This window comes from Catellatospora vulcania (assembly GCF_009720385.1).
In the GTDB taxonomy this organism is placed as follows: Bacteria; Actinomycetota; Actinomycetes; order Mycobacteriales; family Micromonosporaceae; genus Catellatospora; species Catellatospora vulcania.
In genome coordinates, this window is sequence record NZ_WARX01000034.1 from 1 (window position 1) to 19,344 (window position 19,344).

Consider the following 19,344-nt stretch of genomic DNA (forward strand, 5'->3'; position numbering starts at 1 on the left):
CCCACGCCCTGTCGTGTGCCGCCCCGACGCTGGTATCTTCACCGTTCCCATCGAAGACATCCACGACTTTCACTCGGCAGCCAGGACCGTCGATTCCCGACGTCGAAGACACGTGGTGACGGTCGACGCCGAAGGGAACGGGATGGTCAACAGAACCGCAGTCGCCGCGTTGGCGCTGCTCACCGCAGCAGGTTTGGCTGCACCGGCACTGGCCGCGCCTGCACACGCGGCGCCGGCGACGGCCGTGTTGCGAGATCCGGGTCCGGGTTTCGGGGACAGGTATGTCATCGTCCTGCGCGACGGCACCGTCGGCCAGGCCGCGGAGCAGGTCGCGCTCGGCAACGGCGGCCAGATCCATTTCCGCTACACGGCCGCGCTCCGTGGTTTCGCCGCAACCCTGAACAGCACCGCGCTGGCCGCGGTACGCAGCGAACCGAGTGTCGCCTATGTGCAGCAGGACAAGATCGCGACCATCGCCGAGTCCGCGGCCAGCTGGGGTCTCGACCGTGTCGATCAGCGTGGCCTGCCGCTCAACGGCCAGTACAACTACACGGCCACCGGGTCCGGGGTCCACGCCTACGTCCTCGACAGCGGCATCCGCAAGACCCACCAGCAGTTCGCCGGGCGGGTCGGCAACGGCTGGGACTTCATGGAGAAGGACGCGGACCCGCAGGACTGCAACGGTCACGGCACCCACGTGGCGGGCACCCTCGGCGGAGCCGGCTACGGCGTGGCCAAGCAGGTGACCCTGCACGCGGTGCGGGTGCTCAACTGCGAGGGCGCGGGAGCGTTCTCCATCGTGCTCGCCGGGGTCGACTGGGTCACCGCCAACGCGGTGCGCCCGGCCGTGGTCAACATGAGCCTCAGCTGCAACTGCACCTTCAAGCCGCTCGAAGACGCGGTCCGCGCCTCGATCGCCGCCGGGATCACCTACGCCATCGCGGCGGGCAACAACAGCCTCAACACGTGTGATGCCACCCCGGCACTGGTGCCCGAGGCCATCACGGTGGGCGCCACCGACCGCCTGGACCGGCAGGCCTCCTGGACCAACTGGGGACCGTGCCTGGACATCTACGCCCCCGGCGAGGACATCATCTCGGCGTCCTTCGCCGGCGACACAGCCAGCGAGGTCGACTCCGGCACGTCGATGGCCGCGCCGCACGTGGCGGGCGCGGCGGCGCTCTACCTCCAGTACCACCCCTACGCGACACCGCAGCAGGTGCGAAACGCCATCGTCGGGCAGGGCACGCTGATCGACTCACCGGTCGTCCTGCTGTACACACAGTTCCCGCTGCCGCGGGCCATCGTGCGCAGCGACTTCGACGGCGACGGCCGCACCGACCGTGCGGTATGGCGGCCGGGCAACAGCACCTGGTACATCCCGGCGGGCGCAAGCGGCGGCTCTCCCTACAGCGTCCTCTGGGGCGCGGCAGGCGATCGCATCGTGCCCGGCGACTACGACGGCGACGCCAGGACCGACGCGGCGGTCTTCCGCCCGTCGACCGGGACGTGGTGGATCAGGCGCAGCTCAAGCGGTTCGGCAGAGGTCGTGTCCTTCGGCCAGGCGTCAGACGTCACGGTCCCGGAGGACTTCGACGGCGACCGGCGCACCGACATCGCGATCTGGCGGCCCGCGGACGGCATGTGGTGGATCAGGCGCAGCTTCGACGGCGCGGTGACGGCGGTGGCGTTCGGGCGCAACGGCGACGTGCCGGTCGCGGCCGACTACGACGGTGACGGCCGGGCCGACCCCGCGGTCCATCGACCGGCGGAGAACGCCTGGTACATCCTGCGCTCGTCGGACGGAGCCACGGTCCGCCAGGTCTTCGGCAGCACCGGCGACCGCCTGGTCCCCGCCGACTACGACGGCGACCGCAAGGCCGATCCGGCCGTGTGGCGGCCCTCGGACGCGACCTGGTACATCAAGCCCAGCTCGGGTGGCAGCTTCTACGGCATCAGGTTCGGCCAGGCGGGCGACCGCCTCGTCCCGGGCGTCTACTCCGCCACCGGCGCCACACCCGCCACCGGTCCCGCGATCACCCGGGCGGCCGGCAGCGCGACCACCTGGTACATCCGCAACCCGGCCGGCGACGTGGACCTGTCCACCTTCGGCCTGGCCGGCGACGTTCCCGTGCCGGCCGGCTACCTGCCCGGCTGACGCCGGAATCCGGCCTGCCCGGCTCCGTGCCGGGCAGGCCGGCCCGCCCCTCGTGAAACCGGCGCGCGAGCGCGTGAAAGGCGGTGAAACCGCGGTGTAGGCGCGGTGGAACCGGCCCCGTGAATGCTGTTCCTCGACCGGCTGACGCCGGCCACGAGGGAGCGAAGATGAATCACATTCCCGCGGTCCACGCGGAGGGCCTGGTGAAGTCGTTCGGCGACTTCCGCGCCGTCGACGGGGTCGACCTGCACGTCGACCAGGGTGAGATCTACGGCGTGCTCGGCCCCAACGGCGCCGGCAAGACCACGATGCTCAAGATGCTGGCCACGCTGCTGCCCATCGACGGGGGCCGGGCGGAGATCTTCGGCGTGGACGTGCGCCGCGACCCGCACCGCACCAGGCAGCTGCTCGGGGTGACCGGGCAGTACGCGTCCGTGGACGAGAACCTGACCGCCAACGAGAACCTGTGGCTGTTCGGCCGCCTGCAGGGCGTGTCCAGCCGGACGTCACGTGCGACGGCGGCCCAGCTGCTGGAGCAGTTCGGCCTGCAGGAGGCGGCGAACAAGCCGATCTCCCAGTTCAGCGGAGGCATGCGGCGGCGGCTCGATCTGGCCGCCAGCCTGATCACGCGACCGCCGCTGATCTTCCTGGACGAGCCGACCACGGGACTGGACCCGCGTACCCGCGGGCAGATGTGGGACACCATCCGCGAGCTGGTCGCGGGCGGCTGCACGGTCCTGCTGACGACCCAGTACCTGGACGAGGCCGACCAGCTCGCCGACCGGATCGCGGTCATCGACCGCGGCCGCAAGGTCGCCGAGGGCACACCCGACGAGCTGAAGGCCTCCGTCGGCAACTCGACCCTGCGGCTGCGGCTGACCGACGCCGCCGAGCAGACCGTCGCGGCGGATGTCGTACGCCGCCTGCTGGGCGAGGATCCGGTGCTCAGCCCCGAGTCGGGGCGGCTGAACGTGGCGCTCGACGCCGCGGACCGGGCCGCGGACGTGCTCATCAGCCTGCGCGAGGCCGGCATCGGCATCACCTCGGTGAGCGTCGACGCGCCGACCCTCGACGAGGTGTTCCTGGCTCTCACCGGGCACGACACCGGCGACAGCGTCGACCCGTCCGCGACCGCGGACTCCCGCCAGCTCGAGGTGGCCCGATGACCATGCAGATGACCCAGCCGGCTCCGGTGGCCACGCCGCCGCGACGGCTGACCCCCGGCGACATCGCCGCCCGTACGACGTCGCACAACAGCCTGCGCGAGACGATCAGCCAGACGATGTCGATGGCGTGGCGGGCGACCAAGAAGATGCGCCGCAACCCGGAGCAGTTCTTCGACGTCACCATCCAGCCGTTGCTGTTCACGGCGATGTTCGCGTACCTGCTCGGCGGCGGCCTGTCCGGCAGCGTGGAGGCCTACCTGCCGCTGGTGATCCCCGGCATCCTGGCGCAGACCGCGCTGACGGCGTGCATGGCCACCGGCGTGCAGCTGCGCGAGGACATGGAGAAGGGCGTCTTCGACCGGTTCAAGTCGCTGCCGATGGCCCGGATCGCACCGCTGGCCGGTCCCATGATCGCCGACCTGCTGCGGTACGCCATCGCCTCGACGCTGACCTTCGTCACCGGTATCGCCATGGGCTACCGCCCCGGCGGCGGCGTGGCCGGGGTGGCGATGGCGATCGTCCTCACGATGATCGCCGGCTGGTCACTGGCCTGGGTGTTCACCTGGGTCGGCACGCTGGCCCGCAGTGCGCAGAGCGTCCAGGGCATCTCCATGATGATCATGTTCCCGCTGACGTTCATGTCCAACGCGCTGGTCCCGGTCGAGACCCTGCCGAGCTGGCTCGCCGCGTTCGTGAAGGTCAACCCGGTGTCGTACGTGGTCACCGCCACCCGCGACCTGGCCAACGACGGCACCGTCACGGGGCACGTCGGCTGGGCACTGGTGGCCTGCGCGGCCGTCATCGCCGTCTTCGCGCCGCTGTCGGTACGCAGCTACAAGCGCCACCTGTAGAGATCACCCGGCCCCGACCCGCTCCACCAGGCTTCGCGCCTCGCCGAGCAGGTCGGGGCCGCGCCTGTCCCCGTACTCGGTGGCCAGCGCGGCCAGCAGCCCCGGTGCCCGCTCCTCGGCGTGGACGGCGATGCGCTCCCAGGCCAGCGTGGGCATGCTCCGGTTGTACGCGAACCGGTCCGCCAGCGCGATCAGCCGCACCGCCTCCGGGACGGGCAGCGCGCCGCGCAGCAGTCCCCACCCGCCGAGCGCGAACAGCACCAGCCCGCAGACCGGATAGTCCAGGTAGGGATGGTCGGGGTCGAGCACCTGCAACGCCTGGTCACGGGCCCGCGTGAACAACGCCGCGCCGATCGGGTCGCCGGCCGGCGCGTAGTAGGCGTGGGCGGCCAGGCTCGTCGCCTCGGCCACCAGCACCCACGGCTCCAACCCCGTCGCCGCGACGGACGGAATCCGCAGCTCACGTATTCGCACACCCGCCGCGCGGTAGCCGGCCAGCCCCGCCTCGACATCACCGCGGGCCAGGGCCAGCTCTGCCCTGGCGAGATCGAAGGAGAGCCGGCCGGCCAGGGCTCCGTCGGACTCCGTCGCGTCGCCGAGGTCGCCGAGCTGTCCGGCGGCGCCGTCGACGTCACCGTTGGAGATCATCACCAGGGCGAGCAGTGACCGCAGCTGGATGGCGTCATCACGGGCGCCGAGCCGGTCCAGCACCGGCAACGCGGCAAACGCGTGGACCGCCGCTTCCTTGCCCCGGCCGAGCTGCATCGCGAGCTGTGCGGCCATGGTGTGCATGATCGCCTGTGACCAGGGGCCGACCGTGTCGTCGGCGGTCTGCAACCCGCGCTCGGCGGCGTCCATGGCCGCGTCCGGATCGCCCATGTTCTCCAGGGCCTGGCTCAGCCACGGCAGCGCCAGGGCGGCGATCTCGCGGTCCGGGGAAGCCGCGTGCGCACGCAGCTGGTGGAGGAAGCCGTCGGCCGAGCGCGGGTCGATGTCGGTCAGCATGGTGACCATCGCGGAGATCCACGGATCGTGCTCGCCCGGCCCGATCGCCCGCAGCGTGGCCCGCAGCAGGTCGGAGTGCGGCGAGTTGGCGACCAGGGAACCGTTGAGGGTCATCGCGATCGCCATCCGGGTGGCGTCGGCCAGGTCCGGCGGGGGCGTCCAGCCGTCGACCGCGTGCGCGGCCGCTTCGATGAGCACGAGCAGCCGGGGGTGCTCCCCCAGGATGATCCAGTATCCGGCCAGCGCGGCCAGGATCTGCACCGTCGCCGCCGGGTCCGGCGCGGCGAAGGTCCGGCGGAGCACGTCGGACAGGTTGCCCTCCTCCGGGCGGATGGCGTCGACGACGTCGAACTGCCGCGGGCTGAACAGGGCGCGGGCGTGCCGGGCGGAGAAGGCGACCGCCCAGGCGCGCTGGGCCTGCTCGGCCGCGCCGTCCTCACCGGCGTCGATCAGCTGCATCCGGCCGAACTCGCGTACGGTCTCCAGCATCCGGTAGCGCACGCCGCCGGGACCGGTCTCCACCACGGTCAGCAACGACTGGTCCGCCAGATCCTGCACCGCCGACAGCGCGTCGTCGCCGAGCATCGCCTCCGCGGCGGCCAGGGTGAACCCGTCGTGGAACACCGACAGCCAGCGCAGCGCCCGGCGCTCCCGTTCGGCGAGCAGGTTCCAGGACCAGTCGATGACGGCGAGCAGCGTCTGATGCCGGTCGGGTGCGCTGCGGTCCCCGCCGCGCAGCAGCGCGAACCGGTTCTCCAGGCGACGCGCGATGTCCGCGACCGCCATCACGCGCACCTTCGCCGCCGCCAGTTCGATCGCGAGCGGCAGCCCGTCGAGCCGCACGACGATCTCGGCCACCACCTCGTCGGCGTCGGCGAGGTGCACGTCCGGTCGGGCCGCCCTGGCCCGCTGCCGGAAAAGCTCGGCCGCGTCCTCGGGGTCCAGCTCGGCCAGCGGGTACACCTGTTCGGCGGCGATGGCCAGCGGCGCCCGGGTGGTGGTGAGCACGCGCAGCTCGCGGGTGGCGGCGGCCAGGTAGGCGACGAGGTCGGCGACGGCGGCGACGATGTGCTCGCAGTTGTCCAGGATCAGCAGGCTCGGCGCCTGGTCGAGGTAGCGCGCGATCCGGGCCCGCACGTCGGCCCACTGCTCGGCGGTGAGCGCGCGCCGGCCGCTGACCGAGTCCCGCACCCCCAGCGCCGACCCCACCTCCCCGACCAGGTCGTCGGGTGCCGTGACGCCGACGAGCTCGACGAAATGCACCACCGGGGCGGGATACTCGCGGCCGAGCACGTGGGCCAGCCGGGTCTTGCCCAGCCCTCCCGGCCCGACGATGGACACCACCCGGGACGCCGCCAGCATCGCCTGCAACCGGCGGATGTCGGCAGCCCGGCCGAGCAGCGTGGTCGACTCGTGGCGCACCCCGGCCCGGACCGGGCTGTCCTGCACGAGCAGCTCGCTGTAGACCCGGCGCAGGTCCGGGCCGGGGTCGCTGCCGATGCGCTCACGCAGGTCCGCGCGGTAGGCCTCGTACCTGCTCAGCGCGGCACCGGCGCCGCGGACCGCCGCCTCGCTGCGCAGCAGATCCGCCAGCAGTGACTCGTCGGCGGGGCTCGCGGCCCACGCCTCGGTCAAGGTGGGCAGCGCCTCGGCGTGCTCACCGAGCCTGACCTTGGCCCTGGCCAGCACCAGCCGGGCCTGCGCGAGGTCATGTCCGGCCGCGCGCCGCAGCGACCCGAGCGGACCGTGGCCGCTGTCGTCGCCGACCGTGCCGAACGACACAGCTTGCGCTGCCTGCTCGGCCGCGCGTGCCGGGTCGGACTCGAACACCGACCGGGCGGCGGCGAGCCCGTCCGCGAGCACCTGCGTGTCCACCTGCGACCGGTCGACGCCCAGGCGGTAGCCGTCGCCGTCGCGCACCACCGAGTCCGGCCCGTGCGCCGCCCTGGTCCGGGAGACCAGCACCTGCAACGCTTTGAGCGGATTGGCGGGGACGTCGTCGTCCCAGATGAGGTCGACCAGCCGTGCGGAGCCGACCGTCCGTCCGGCAGCGGCGAGCGCGGCGAGGAGCGCTTGCGGCCGCTCACCAACCACCGGCTCGCCGTCCCAGCGCACCGCTTCCAGCAACGACAGGGTGATCGGCACCCGCCAAGTCTAAGCGCTGGACGATCTGGTGATCTCCGGCCACGACCAGGTCGACCGGCTGCTGCTCGGTCGCGGACGGCCCACCGGCCGCTTTGGCGCGCTCCGGCACCCGCCGGACTCCGGTGGCTCCGGCGCGGGCCGCGCCGGCGAGCCGCGAGCCGGCAACCGGAGGGAGTCTTCCCCATCGCGTACGCCACGACGCGCAGCCGTGATCGAGCACGAGCCGGTCAGCGAGGCACAGCGGCGGCGATTCGCCCATCTGCTGACTTTCGGGGTTCCGTCGATGCCCCAACATCGATAGTCTCACTGCGACCAGCGAGCCGGAGGTGTTACGTGGGCCCTCACGGCGGCCGGTCGCCGCTGCGGAAAGGGCACCTCCGCGGGCGACGGCTGCCGAGATCGGACTGTCCGAGTCGATCCTGCGGCGGCACGCCACCGCCCCTGATCGTCCGCGGTTCGTGGCCCATGAGCCCTTCCTCGACTTACGGCAGGCGGCCGGCCTGCCGTAACACCCCCACCGTTCGTGAAAGGGCGGAAACCCCATCGTGTCCGAAACCCCTCTGTGGCTGCAAGGCCGCACCGCCGTCATCGACGCCGCCGACCCGTCGGCCTGGCGCGACGGCACCACCCCCGACTACCACCTCTCCCACAGCGTCATGCCGGGCCAGCGCTCCACCCAGCACGCGCCCGACTCGCTCGAGGCGATCGTCGAGAGCATCGTGCAGGTGTTCGAGATGGAGGTCTCGTACAAGAAGGACCCGGCGACCTGGGTGTCGATGGTGACCGAGCACTTCCGGACCAACGTCAACGGCGGTCCGTGGGCCAGCGCGCAGGACATCGTCGACATCGGCAGCTACAACATCCTCATCGGCGACAGCCCGTTCTACCGTAGCGGCCAGGAGTCGTTCGAGTCCTCGCACCACATCTTCCACAAGGCGTTCCCGGGCGGGTTCTACTGGGAGGTCCTGGAAGTCATCAGCCCGCCGCCGGTCGTCACGTTCAAGTGGCGGCACTGGGGCACGTTCGAGGGCGAGTACCACGGCCACCAGCCGGACGGCAAGGTGATCGAGATGTTCGGGGTCAGCGTCGCCAAGGTCAGCGATGACCTGAAGCTGGTGGAGGTCGAGCACTACTACGACCCGAACCAGTTCCTCGGCAAGCTCACGGGCGGCTGCCCGGTCGCGCACTGACACCACCCGGCGGGGCCGCCCGGCATCACCCGGGTGGCCCCGCCGCTTGCGCCGCACCAATTCGTTCGTTTCACACCGCGAATCCGCCTCGCTTGGCCAAATCGGACATCGATCCGTACCCTGCACTCGACGATCTCCGCGGCACCGGGCCCGGGTCGTCGAACGTCCGGGGAGGACAACATGCGATTCGGTAGACGACTGACGATCTCGGTCGCGATGGTGCTGGGCCTTCTGGTGCTCTCCGGACAGCCGGCCCAGGCCGCCTACTACAACACGTACTCCGACATCGCCGGCACACCCGACACGAGCTGCTGCACCGGGGTACAGGGCTTCGCCGCCGGAGCCACCTACCTCTACTCGATCAAGAACCACACCGACCACGACGACGTCTCCGTCATCTACCGGGTCCACAAGACCACCGGTGACCGGGTGCTGATGGCCAACGGCACCAGCGGCGGGTCGACCAACACCTGGCTCGGCCACGCCAACGACATGACGATCGTCGACATCGACGGCCAGCACCACATGTTCGTCGTCACCATGAACACCAGCGGCGCCCAGCTGGTGCGGCTCCGCTACGACGGCACCACCTACTACCACGCCGGGTCATACCAGGTGCGCCTCAACGGCGCCGTATCGACGCCGTCCGGCATCAGCCGAGTCTCGGTCACCAGCACCACGATCACGTTCATGTTCAAGAGCGGCAGGACGGTCTACAACGCCGGCCTCCCGCTACGCGCCTCTTCCGGGACCGTCAACCTGACGAAGGCGTTCGACCTGCAGGTCGAGGGCGCCCTCGTCAACGGCGCCACGGTGCCGGACCTGGGGACCTTCGCCAACCAGGGGTTCTTCTACGACGCGCCCAAGAAGGTCCTCTACTACCCGCTGACCAAGGACAACCGCAGCATCGTGCTCGTGTACCGCAACGTGTCGCCGACGACGACCGGGACCGCCCCCGCGGCCACGGACCTCTCGTTCCGCATCACGTCCTCGGCGTACTCGACCAAATTCGAGATCGAAGGCGTCGGCATCAGCGACGGCAAGCTGTACTTCAACACGAACCGCGCGAACCCCGACGGCGCCTACGACGGGGTCCACGTGTTCAACGGCTACGTCGCGGCCTGACGCACGCGACGGCGGGAAGCGCTGTGGTCCGGCGACCGAGCCACAGCGCCACCCACTCGCCCTGACGGATCACCGACGCGCGGCAACGGCCTTTTCGCGCGTAGCGTTCGCCTGCACGGGTCACGCGAGAGGACAGGCGATGATTTTCACCATGCGGCGCACGATCGCGGGGCTGGCGATCGCCTTCGTCCTGGGTCTGCTCGCCGTCGGCATCTACCTCGTCGGCGAGCAGCAGCGGACCCGGATCGTCGAGCACGGCAGCCCGACCCGGGCCATCGTCACCGCCGACCACAACGACGAACTCGATCACTGGTACACCGTCGGCTACACGGCGCAGGGGCAGGCCCGCACAGCCGAGCTGCGATACCCGTGGGTGATCGACGCGATTCCGGTGGGTCAGGCCCTCACCGTCTACGTCGACCCGGACCACCCGGAGCGGATCGCCACCGCCGACGGCTATGCCACCCCGCTGTGGACTTCGGCGCCGGGGTGGTTCGCCGTCCTGGCGGTCTTCGCCGTCTTCATTTCCGTCGTCGGCCGGCTGACCTCGTCCCGCGGACAGGCGCCGGACAACGGCTAGGGACGGCCTTCACGAACCGGACGAGATCAGCTCCACGTCGATCGGTTCACTCGTGTCGAACCAGACCCCGTATCCGGCTTCCTCGTGGTCGAGCAGGTGCTTCGGGCATACCGAGATCATCAGCACCGGTCGGGGCAGCTCTCCGGTGTCCAGCGGTGGGTCGTGGGTCACCGATTCACGCACGACGACCGTCGTCGGCGGTATGTGAAGGGAACAGCTCGACCCGACCTTGCCGGGCTCCTCGACATACCGCCATGGGGTGTTGAGCCAATCATGGTTGTCGTCATGTCGCGGGAAGGCCCGGCTGCCGTCCCACCGGTAGGCGGAGGCCGGGTCGACCTGCCCCCACGGCGTTCGGAGGTAGACGTAGTAGCGGTCGAGGCGGACGATCTCCGTCTCGACCGGATCGGCCGTCAGCCTCAGCACGTCGCCTGGCCGGATCTGCAAAGCCTCGGCAAGGTCCACCGGAGTACCTCCCCATCGCGCTCATACGGTATCCCGCACGGCCGGCTCAGCCGCCGGTGGCCGAGAAGTGCATGTAGTCCTTCAGGGATCGGTAGTCGCCGCCCCACTTCCATCCGATCGCGGCGAAGGCCTGGACGGCCTCCTCGCGGGGCTGCGCCATGCCGGGCCGCACATCGGCTCGGTCGAGGTAGGCGGTGGCGAGTTCCGGCAGGACGACCTTGCCCTTGTGGTACGGGTTCTGGAAGGGGTTGAGATCCACGGCGAGGCCGTAGGCGTGCTGGGACCAGCCCTTTCGGCCGCGTACCGATCGGCAGGCGAACACCTCGGTGGTGTTGTGGTCGCCGGTCGACGGTGCGTTTAGTTCCGCGGCACTGGAGATCCGCATCCGCTCGATCGGGAAGCCCGCGGCGAAGAGCCGCTCGAACACGGTGACCAGGTCGTCGGCCACCCGGGCGTTGGCCAGCAGCTCGCCGGTGTGCGCGCGGCCGTCGAAGCCGCGGAAGCCGACCGTGAGGTAGCGCAGGTCGGCCGCGGCGATCGGGCAGGCCTTCGTCCAGCTGGACCGGGCGAGCACGGCGGCCGGCACCGCCTGGACGGTCGCATGGAAGCGGCCGTCCGCCGGTGGCGGCAGGTCGTCGACGGTGACGATCGACCGGGTACGCAGCTCGGCCGGGGTCTCCTGGGCCGCGGCGTACCCCTGCGGCCCTGCCGGCAGCGCTCGTGTTCCCAGCCAGGACGGCGCGGCGGTGGCGTTGAGGGGGCCGCTGGGCGCAGGGCTTTGATACTCGATGCGCGCTGTCGGCGCAGCAAACGCATTATGTGCCGCATTGTCCACTTCTGGAGCGGCCTGGACACTCGAACATCCGGCGAGGGCGTAACCCAGGAACACAGCCACGGCCAGCAGGCCCGCCGTTCGAGCGCCGCCGCGCCGCCGAGGAGCCGCATCCGTACGGGCCACGGAACAGGCGGACGGCAAGAGGACTTCGGGGGCGCGCATTTCGGCAAGGATAGCTTTTTCCCTGATGAGCGGCATCATCGTCGCGCACCGACGCTGTGCTGACCGGGCAGGGACGGGCGCTTGCGCACGCCCCTGCGCCACGTGTCGTGCTGTTGCGGGATCCTCAACCGGTACGGGTGCGCAGGCTCCGCGCCAGGGTGGGGTTCATGCCGTTGCTCCGTCCGTGCCGTCCGCAGGCAGGCGGTCCGGCAGCCCGAGCCGCGGGAACCGGTCGGCGTGGAACGTGACGATCTCGGTGATCGCCCCACCGGTGACGCGCAGGACGTCGATCGTCAGCGGCAGGTACGCGCCCTCCCGCTTCCGCCGGTGGTAGAAGGCCACGGCGGGCTGCCGGTTCACGGAGGTGAGCACGGCGCGCAGGTTCCTCATGTCCTCGAAGCCGCTCTCGACCCAGTCGCCGACCACCGCGTCGCGGCCGACGTGCAGGCCCGGCGTGGGCGGCATCGAGCAGCGGACGTCGTCGCGCAGCAGCGCGGCGAGCCCGGCGATGTCCGTGGCCACGCTGGCGTCGGTGTAGCGGCGCACCAGCTCGCGCGTCCCGGCGTCCTCCTCCCCACCGGTCCAGTCCTGCCGCTCGGCGGGCAGGTGCTCGCGCAGGCCGGCGCGGGCCCGCTGCAGCGCGCTGTTCACGGAGTTGACGGAGTCCCCGAGGAGCTCCGCGACGTCCTTCGCCGGCCAGCCGACCACGTCGCGCAGGATCAGCACGGCCCGCGGTCGCGGTGCGAGGTGCTGGACCGCGACCACGTACGCCAGCTCGATCGTCTCCCGCGCGACGGCGACGGCCTCCGGCTCGTCCGCGCCGCCGGCGGGCAGCTCGTCGAGCAGCCGGTCCGGGTAGGGCTGCAGCCACAGCACCTCCCCGCCGGTCGCGGGCTCCGGGCGGCACTTGGCGAGCATGTCCAGGCAGGCGTTGGTGGCGATCCGGTACAGCCAGGCCCGCAACGTCGAGCGCCCCTGGAAGGTCTCCCGCCGCCGCCAGGCACGCAGGAACGTCTCCTGCACGGCGTCCTCGGCGTCCTCGAACGACCCGAGCATCCGGTAGCAGTGCACGTGCAGCTCGCGCCGGTGCCGCTCGGCCAGCCCCGAGAAAGCCGGCTCCTCGACCTCGCCCGGCCCGCTCCCGCCCGGTTCCTCCGACATCGTGTCCGCACTCATCACGTCATCCTTCCGCCTCATCATGTCTGTCGTAGGTGTGACGGGCACCGGCGCGAAAACTCATCACCAGGGCCGGTCGGCACGGCTGATCCAGTGCGGATCCGCGGGCAGGCACGACGCCGCGTGGCCAGGAGGGCGCGGCTTCCCGACGTCGACAGAGACCGCTCGTCCGGCATTGCGCTCCACCCTGCCACTGTCGGCGCCCCTGTGACCTGATCGAGATAAGCGGCCGCACCCCTTCTGACAAGATCCAGGTAGGCTCCCGGCCGTCGGGCAAGCCGCACGTCCCCGGGAGACGAGAAATGACCATCAAACGGGCCGCGGCGGCGGTGGTCTTCGCCATCGCAGTCGGCATGCTCGCCACCGGATGTGGCGGCACCCCGGCTGCGCCACCCGCGGCGCCCAGCGCGTCGCCGTCGCCCACCCCGGCCGCGATCGACCTGCTCACCGCCGCCGCCGACAAGCTGCGTGCCACCACCGCGTCGTTCACCGCCGACATGACCGGCGAATTCGCCATCACCGGCGCCGGCCGGTTCGACGGCGTCTCCGGCGACGCCACCTCCACCACCACGGTCGCCGTCGACGGCCGCAAGAACAGCCTCGAGCTGACCCGCATCCGCGGCGACCTGTGGATCAAGACCACCGGCAGCGGCGCCTGGCTGCACACCGACGTGGACAAGGTAGACCCGGCCGGATCCCTGCACCGCTCGCTCGCCGACCCCACCGGCGCCGACAAGCTGCTGCGCGCCGCGGTCGACGTGGGCCGCAGCGCGGACGGCGTACTGCTCGGCAAGCTCGACATGACCACATCGCCCTTGCTGCCCTCCGGTCTGCCTGCCGCGGCCGCGGCCGCGGCCAAGCAGGTGTCCTTCCAGGCCAGGCTCGACGCCGAGGGCCGGCTGACGCAGCTGGCGATCGACCTGCGCTACGTGCTGCGCTCACCGCGCGACGGCAGCGGTGTCCTGGTCATCGAGTTCACCGACTTCGGCAAGCCCCTCGGCCTCACCCCGCCCACCGGCAAAATCGTCGAAGCGGACAAGGGTGCGCTGGCCCGGCTCTGACCCCGGTCTCGAGACGCTGCCTGCGCCCGTGGCGCTGGAGCACCGCCGGCGCACACCCCGCGTTCCGGCAGGGGTGGAGCGCGGTGCGGCGGCGTTGTAGGGTGCCTGCATGAGCGGGGAGGTACGGGCCGATCCGGTCGAGCTGGCACGGGTCGCACAGTCCTGTCTGGACAGCTCGCAGGATCTCGCGACGGCACTGCGCACCATCAGGGCTGACGCGGTGCTGTCCACGTCCGACTTCGGCAATGTGACCAACGCGGCCAGGCAGAGCGAGGCCTACCACCGTGTGGAGGGCAGCGCGGGCACGGCCACCGAGCGGCTGGTCACCGTGCTCGAGGTGGACAACGAGAGCCTGCTGCGGGTGGCCTTCGCCTACCAGCAGGCGGATGAGGAAGCCGAGCGCAAGCTGCGGCAGAAGCACCGCAACATTCCGATCTGACCACGGGAGGTCGCCGATGGGAATCCCACCGGAAGACCAGGAGCACTTCCCGCCGATCACGGCGGCCGAATCGACCTGGAAGCTGCACGCGAACCCGGGGCGGATCAACAGTGCCGCCTCGGCGTGGCGACGGTTCGGCAAGTCTGCCACGTCGCTGGGCGACGACATCGACGCGGACGCCAAGAAACTGGTCGGCTCCCAGTGGTCGGGCCCGGCCCGCGACAGCTATGTCAGCCACAAGACCAAGGTGGTGTCCAGCGTCGACGCGCTGCAGGACAACGCGGGCAAGCTCGCCGGCCACCTTGAGGGCATAGCCGATCTGCTCCAGCGCTACCAGGGGCTGCTCGACGCCGAGTACGACAAGGTGAAGTTCCGCGACGTCGGCGGCACGTTCCATCCGCGCAGCGCGGAGGAGCAGAAGCTGATCGGCGACACCGTGGCCGAGGCCGTCAAGCTGCGCAAGGAGCTGGAGCAGGCGCTCGACCAGAAGGTCAGCGGTTTCGACAAGTCGGCCTGGGACACCATCGCCACCGACTGGGGCGCGATCGCCACCGGCACCACCGACCCGTTCACGCTTCCCCCCGAGGCGACAGACGGCGTCTCGGTGATCATGGTGGACGGCCGGGCGGTCGTGAACACCGGCACCGGGAACGACGACGTCAAGGTCAGGATCGACCCGAAGACCGGTGACGTCATCGTGACCGTCAACGGCTCGGACTACTACTACCCGCCGGGCACCCCGGTCACCATCCGCGGCGGCGAGGGCAACGACACCATCGAGGTCCCCAAGGGCTCCAACATCAGCGTGACGCTCCTCGGCGGAGCAGGAAACGACACTCTCCGCGGCGGCGACGGCGCTGAGAAGATCTTCGGTGGGCGCGGAACGGACGACCTCTACGGCGGCCGGAGCGACGACTACATCTCCGGCGGCGCCGGCATCGACTACATCGACGGGCAGGACGGAAACGACGTGCTGTCCGGCGGGTCCGGCCAGGACACCCTGTACGGCCTGGGCGGTGACGACCAGCTGTCCGGCGGCGAGGACGACGACTACCTCGAAGGCGCGAAGGGCAACGACTCGCTGCACGGCGGCACCGGCAACGACGTGCTGTCCGGCGGCCACGGCGACGACAGGCTCGCCGGCGGCACCGGCGACGACGTCTACTACGGCGGGCACGGCAAGGACAGCATCATCGCAGGCGGCGGCCGCGACACCGCGTACCGGCAGGACGAGGACACCGTCGACGGCGTGGCCTCCGATGTCAAGGTCGAGATCAGCGACAAGGCGCAGTTCATCAAGATCGAGGGCTCCGACGAGTTCAAGGAACGGGTGCTGGCCGACCTCGACATGTACCGCGCCTCACCGACCGGCCAGCAGATGCTGGAAAACCTCCAGGACAAGCGCGACCCGAACTTCTGGCTCGGCGAGAACACGCTGACCATCAAGGAACTCAGCGACGAGAACGGCTACGCCAGCAAAGGCCACAAGCTCGCCAACTCGGACTCCGTCATCCAGTACAACCCCGCCTTCACCTTCGACTCCGAGCGCGGCCGGCCGTCGGTGGTGCTGTACCACGAGCTCGGGCACGTCTACGACTACTGGAACGACACCTTCCAGGAGGAGACGATCGCCGGCGGGCCCGACGACGGCATCAAGAAGGGCGAGCGGCAGGCGGCGGGGCTGCCCTTCGACCACGACGACGACTCCTCGACGCCGGACCAGATCGACCCCGACCACCCGATCCAGTACACCGAGAACGGGCTACGCCGCGAGATGGGCATGCGCGACCGCGACACCTACCGCACCTACTCGGGGGACGGCTGGTGACGAGAACGTGCCGCACCGCCGGCCTGCTGCTCGTCTCGGCGGTGCTGGCCGCCTGCTCGGGCGACCCGGACCTGGACCTGACGGTGCGGACAGCCGTCGCCGGCGGCGACGTCACGGTCGAATACACCCTGGCCAACCAGTCCGAAACGCCGGTGGTGCTCTACGACGGAGGGTGGACCGATCCGCAGCAGCCCGGCTGGTCGCGCGGGCCCATGGAGGTCAGCGTCCGCGACGACGGGGTGATCGAGCTGGCCAAGCGCATCATCCACCCCTGCCAGACCCCGGACACCAGCGACTGCGGCGGCGCACGCGAACCCACCGAGCGGATTCGCGGCTCCGTGCTCGAGCCCGGTGCCAGCAGCTCGGGCAGTTTCCGGGTGCCGCTTCAGGTGGAGCCCGATCATCCGGCGTCCGCCCAGCGCACGCCGATCCCGCTGGCCGGGCGGAAGGTGGTCTTCTGCATCGGGTTCACCGAGGTGACCGACGACAACCCGCCCGCGGCAGCTGGGCTCTACCCGCCCGCAAGCCCGCAGACCATCCTCTGCGGTGAGCCGTTCGAGGTGCCGTGACGCTCGCCGGCCCGCGTTCGTGTGTTGTCGCCTCCCGCGACCTGGATGCCGACCTGTCCGCTGCGACATGCGGCCAGGCCGGCATTCATCGCGATGGCTGACATCAACGACCTCCCCCGGGCACGCTGGCCAAGACACGGCATCTATCCCCGGCCCCGGCCCTGAGATCCACGACCAGACGCAGTTCGCCTGGCCCACGCACAGCCGCTCACCAGCCCTGGCCCGCCTGATCAGGACCGCCGTACAGCTCGAATCTCCCCGGTAGAGCCCTGCCCCTCGGCCTTACGGTGGATCTTCGCCCAGCGGCTCACCGGCCGCAGCGCCGGCGGCATCGCCCGCGAATTCAAACCACACCACGACACACCGCCCTGCCGGTGCGGGAATACGTAGATCGCACTGGGCTCAGTCTGTCCTTGCATACCAGTGCAATTGCTCCCAAATGCGATAGGAGCCGCTTGACACGATTTGGTATGCTGCGCTCTCTGTCATCCACAAAGGAGAGACGCCGAGTGAAGAAACTGTTAAGCGTCGCGTCCGTGTTGGCACTCTCAACCGGAATTGCCATTGCCTCGACAACGTCGGCCTACGCGGCTACGAACAGGAGCGGGGCGGAACAGCTGAACATACCGGACAGCAGCGCTTGCAAGGCAGGTCGCACGGTCCTGCAAGGCATGGTCGCCGGGCCAGGCGGCCAGCTTTACATCGTTTTCACCAAGGCAGCCGGCGCGGAGCCGGTCCTGTCCAGGTGGCTGCGCGACGGCTCAACCTGGGATGGCGCCAGCTGGATCTGCGCCGGGGCGCCGACTTCCATTCCCACACTCGGCCACGGTAACGACCTTGCTTACAATGCAAACTATCTGAGCCAGGGCCCGGCCTTGATTGCCACCCAGGGAAGTCAATCCGCGTATCCGAGCGACAAGGTGACAATCGTGCGCCTGAACGCCGACGGGTCCATTGGCACAAGCGCGGAAGTGCGTCTGCCGGTAGGCAACATCAGCGGCCTCTGCTACAGCTCGACAGCAGCCGGCGGGGCCGGCAAGTATGCCGCCAGACGGCTGGGCAGCCTGTGGACCCATCCCGGTTCCGGTGCGCTCACGAGTGGATGGACGCTGGTTAAGAGCAACCTGACGAGTCACGACAATCGTTCGGACCAGGGCATTGACTGCTCCGAAAACTATATCTGGAACACCAAGTCGATCAACGACTCCACGCCGGCGACCGGGTGGAACTGGGTGTACCAGTACAACTGGTCCGGAGGCGATGTGGAGAGCGACATCGGAGTTCCGGGGAACAACCTGACCGACGAGATCGAAGACATCACCCACGTGGGGAGCGAGTTCTTCGTCGCCATCAACCGAAACGGCGGTAGCGCCGACTCCGTGAAGGTCTTCACCGAGTAGACCTCGACGCGGGGTCGGTCCGGGCCATCGCAGCGACCGCCAGGCCGACAGCCTCATCGATGGTCGGAGCCGGCCCTCGCTCCGTGTCCGGGGTTCCGGGCCGGCTCCGTGAAGTGTGAGGTGACACGCCGGGTGTGGCATGGCGGCACACGCCACGCCCGGCAGGCCGGTCTCAGCGTGCCGGTGGAGGCGGCGGCGGGTCGATGGCGATGCTCACCTGGGCGTACGGCCCGAAGTTGCCCGAGGCGTCCCAGGCCCGCACCCGTACCGTGTAAACCCCGAAACCGGTGAACGGGACGTAGCCGCTGGTGCCGCCGACTTTGCTGGTCAGCGTGCCGTTCAGGTAGATCTCGTACCCGACGAGGAACGTCTCGTCCGTCGCGGCGTCCCAGCGCACCGTCAGGTGGTCGGGCGACATGCCGCCGATCCGCAGGTTGGCGGGTGCGGTCGGCGGGATCGCGTCCGGCAGTTGGCCGACGTGGAGTGGCGCGAACGGGGAGATGTTGCCGGCCGCGTCGACAGCCCGTACCCCGTAGGTCGTGACCATCGGTGGCGGGGTCGGCATACGGTAGCTCGCCGTCGTCGAGGTCCCGATCTGGGTGGATCGGTGGAAGATCTGGTACTCGACCACGCCGGTGTCGTCGGTGGACGGCGTCCAGACAATGCCGGTGAACGAACCGGTCACGAAGTGAACGTTCGTCGGCGTCGAGGGCGGGGTCACATCGACCGCCGGCGGGCCGGAGCAGGGTGCGCCGTTGACCGTGCAGCCCTGCGGCTCACCGCTGCCGCTCGCCACCCAGCCGAAGCTGGTCGAGGCGCCAGGCGCCAGCGTGCCGTTCCACGACATGTTGGTGAAGACGAAGCGGCTGCCGTCACGGGTCATGCTCGCGTTCCAGTACGAGCCGAGCGTGGTGCCGGCCGGCAGGTCGAACTCGACCCGCCACGAGGTGAGCGTCGCCGCACTGGGGTTGTGCACGGTCATCTTGCCGACGTAGCCGCTGGACCAGTGGCTTTCCTTGGCGAAGGTCACGGTCGCCGCGTGTGCTGGAGCGGGCAGGAGGGTGATCGCACCCACGCCCAGGACGACTGCCGTGGCGAATCGGGCGAGCCGGCGCACAGGAGCAGTTGGTAGCCTCATGTCGATGAAGTCTATAGATATTCATCGATCATTGGCAACGGCCGCCGTCGC

16 protein-coding genes are annotated in these 19,344 nt (G+C 70.2%); 11 read left to right on the top strand and 5 right to left on the bottom strand.

Annotated elements, in window-relative coordinates; genetic code table 11:
* Positions 1-142: 142 nt before the first annotated feature.
* The 3 genes from F6W97_RS37090 (at position 143) to F6W97_RS37100 (ending at position 4,175) form a co-directional block, all read left to right on the top strand.
* The gene (locus F6W97_RS37090; protein ID WP_155375266.1) at positions 143-2,158 is read left to right on the top strand and encodes a S8 family serine peptidase; all 2,016 of its coding nucleotides are present in this window, start codon (positions 143-145) and stop codon (positions 2,156-2,158) included.
* A gap of 167 nt (positions 2,159-2,325) precedes the next feature.
* Positions 2,326-3,324, top strand: a complete 999-nt coding sequence (locus F6W97_RS37095) for an ATP-binding cassette domain-containing protein (protein WP_155375267.1) — start codon at positions 2,326-2,328, stop codon at positions 3,322-3,324.
* Positions 3,321-4,175: an ABC transporter permease gene (locus tag F6W97_RS37100; protein ID WP_155375268.1), complete on the top strand. Its 855-nt coding sequence runs from the start codon at positions 3,321-3,323 to the stop codon at positions 4,173-4,175. Before F6W97_RS37095 ends, F6W97_RS37100 begins: the two co-directional genes overlap by 4 nt.
* Positions 4,176-4,178: 3 nt before the next feature.
* Here the strand turns inward: F6W97_RS37100 and F6W97_RS37105 are convergent, their stop codons facing one another.
* Entirely contained in the window at positions 4,179-7,325 is a 3,147-nt protein-coding gene (locus tag F6W97_RS37105; RefSeq protein WP_155375269.1) for an ATP-binding protein, read from the bottom strand.
* 545 nt (positions 7,326-7,870) lie between these two features.
* Here F6W97_RS37105 and F6W97_RS37110 point away from each other — a divergent pair.
* The 3 genes from F6W97_RS37110 (at position 7,871) to F6W97_RS37120 (ending at position 10,220) form a co-directional block, all read left to right on the top strand.
* Entirely contained in the window at positions 7,871-8,515 is a 645-nt protein-coding gene (locus tag F6W97_RS37110; RefSeq protein ID WP_155375270.1) for a nuclear transport factor 2 family protein, read from the top strand.
* A 180-nt stretch (positions 8,516-8,695) separates the two neighbouring features.
* Entirely contained in the window at positions 8,696-9,640 is a 945-nt protein-coding gene (locus tag F6W97_RS37115; RefSeq protein ID WP_155375271.1) for a hypothetical protein, read from the top strand.
* A gap of 151 nt (positions 9,641-9,791) precedes the next feature.
* Positions 9,792-10,220: a DUF3592 domain-containing protein gene (locus tag F6W97_RS37120; protein ID WP_155375272.1), complete on the top strand. Its 429-nt coding sequence runs from the start codon at positions 9,792-9,794 to the stop codon at positions 10,218-10,220.
* 9 nt (positions 10,221-10,229) lie between these two features.
* On the opposite strand, the gene F6W97_RS37125 is transcribed toward F6W97_RS37120, so the two are convergent.
* From F6W97_RS37125 to F6W97_RS37135, 3 genes are all read right to left on the bottom strand, one after another.
* Positions 10,230-10,685 carry a hypothetical protein gene (locus F6W97_RS37125; protein ID WP_155375273.1) on the bottom strand — a complete coding sequence of 152 codons (456 nt, stop codon included), beginning with the start codon at positions 10,683-10,685 and terminating at the stop codon, positions 10,230-10,232.
* A 46-nt stretch (positions 10,686-10,731) separates the two neighbouring features.
* Positions 10,732-11,580 carry a M15 family metallopeptidase gene (locus F6W97_RS37130; RefSeq protein ID WP_230687286.1) on the bottom strand — a complete coding sequence of 283 codons (849 nt, stop codon included), beginning with the start codon at positions 11,578-11,580 and terminating at the stop codon, positions 10,732-10,734.
* 267 nt (positions 11,581-11,847) lie between these two features.
* Entirely contained in the window at positions 11,848-12,858 is a 1,011-nt protein-coding gene (locus tag F6W97_RS37135) for an RNA polymerase subunit sigma-70 (RefSeq protein ID WP_155375275.1), read from the bottom strand.
* Between the two features lie 302 nt (positions 12,859-13,160).
* Between F6W97_RS37135 and F6W97_RS37140 the strand changes: the two genes are divergently transcribed.
* From F6W97_RS37140 to F6W97_RS37160, 5 genes are all read left to right on the top strand, one after another.
* Positions 13,161-13,919, top strand: a complete 759-nt coding sequence (locus F6W97_RS37140; protein ID WP_155375276.1) for a hypothetical protein — start codon at positions 13,161-13,163, stop codon at positions 13,917-13,919.
* Positions 13,920-14,028: 109 nt separating this feature from the next.
* Positions 14,029-14,358 (top strand): hypothetical protein, encoded by a 330-nt coding sequence (locus F6W97_RS37145; RefSeq protein WP_155375277.1) that lies wholly within the window; start codon positions 14,029-14,031, stop codon positions 14,356-14,358.
* Between the two features lie 16 nt (positions 14,359-14,374).
* On the top strand, positions 14,375-16,186 hold the full coding sequence (locus F6W97_RS37150) for a M91 family zinc metallopeptidase (RefSeq protein ID WP_155375278.1): 1,812 nt from the start codon (positions 14,375-14,377) through the stop codon (positions 16,184-16,186).
* Positions 16,183-16,755, top strand: a complete 573-nt coding sequence (locus F6W97_RS37155) for a hypothetical protein (RefSeq protein WP_155375279.1) — start codon at positions 16,183-16,185, stop codon at positions 16,753-16,755. Before F6W97_RS37150 ends, F6W97_RS37155 begins: the two co-directional genes overlap by 4 nt.
* A gap of 509 nt (positions 16,756-17,264) precedes the next feature.
* The gene (locus F6W97_RS37160; protein ID WP_155375280.1) at positions 17,265-18,155 is read left to right on the top strand and encodes a hypothetical protein; all 891 of its coding nucleotides are present in this window, start codon (positions 17,265-17,267) and stop codon (positions 18,153-18,155) included.
* A 172-nt stretch (positions 18,156-18,327) separates the two neighbouring features.
* On the opposite strand, the gene F6W97_RS37165 is transcribed toward F6W97_RS37160, so the two are convergent.
* On the bottom strand, positions 18,328-19,293 hold the full coding sequence (locus F6W97_RS37165; protein WP_155375281.1) for a cellulose binding domain-containing protein: 966 nt from the start codon (positions 19,291-19,293) through the stop codon (positions 18,328-18,330).
* Positions 19,294-19,344 lie beyond the last annotated feature (51 nt).

Excerpts from the sequence above, each read along its gene's own strand:
- F6W97_RS37115 (WP_155375271.1), top strand. The coding sequence starts at position 8,696 with ATGCGATTCGGTAGACGACTGACGATCTCGGTCGCGATGGTGCTGGGC.
- F6W97_RS37145 (WP_155375277.1), top strand. The coding sequence starts at position 14,029 with ATGAGCGGGGAGGTACGGGCCGATCCGGTCGAGCTGGCACGGGTCGCA.
- F6W97_RS37095 (WP_155375267.1), top strand. The coding sequence starts at position 2,326 with ATGAATCACATTCCCGCGGTCCACGCGGAGGGCCTGGTGAAGTCGTTC.
- F6W97_RS37135 (WP_155375275.1), bottom strand. The coding sequence starts at position 12,858 with ATGAGTGCGGACACGATGTCGGAGGAACCGGGCGGGAGCGGGCCGGGC.
- F6W97_RS37100 (WP_155375268.1), top strand. The coding sequence starts at position 3,321 with ATGACCATGCAGATGACCCAGCCGGCTCCGGTGGCCACGCCGCCGCGA.
- F6W97_RS37165 (WP_155375281.1), bottom strand. The coding sequence starts at position 19,293 with ATGAGGCTACCAACTGCTCCTGTGCGCCGGCTCGCCCGATTCGCCACG.
- F6W97_RS37150 (WP_155375278.1), top strand. The coding sequence starts at position 14,375 with ATGGGAATCCCACCGGAAGACCAGGAGCACTTCCCGCCGATCACGGCG.
- F6W97_RS37120 (WP_155375272.1), top strand. The coding sequence starts at position 9,792 with ATGCGGCGCACGATCGCGGGGCTGGCGATCGCCTTCGTCCTGGGTCTG.
- F6W97_RS37140 (WP_155375276.1), top strand. The coding sequence starts at position 13,161 with ATGACCATCAAACGGGCCGCGGCGGCGGTGGTCTTCGCCATCGCAGTC.
- F6W97_RS37090 (WP_155375266.1), top strand. The coding sequence starts at position 143 with ATGGTCAACAGAACCGCAGTCGCCGCGTTGGCGCTGCTCACCGCAGCA.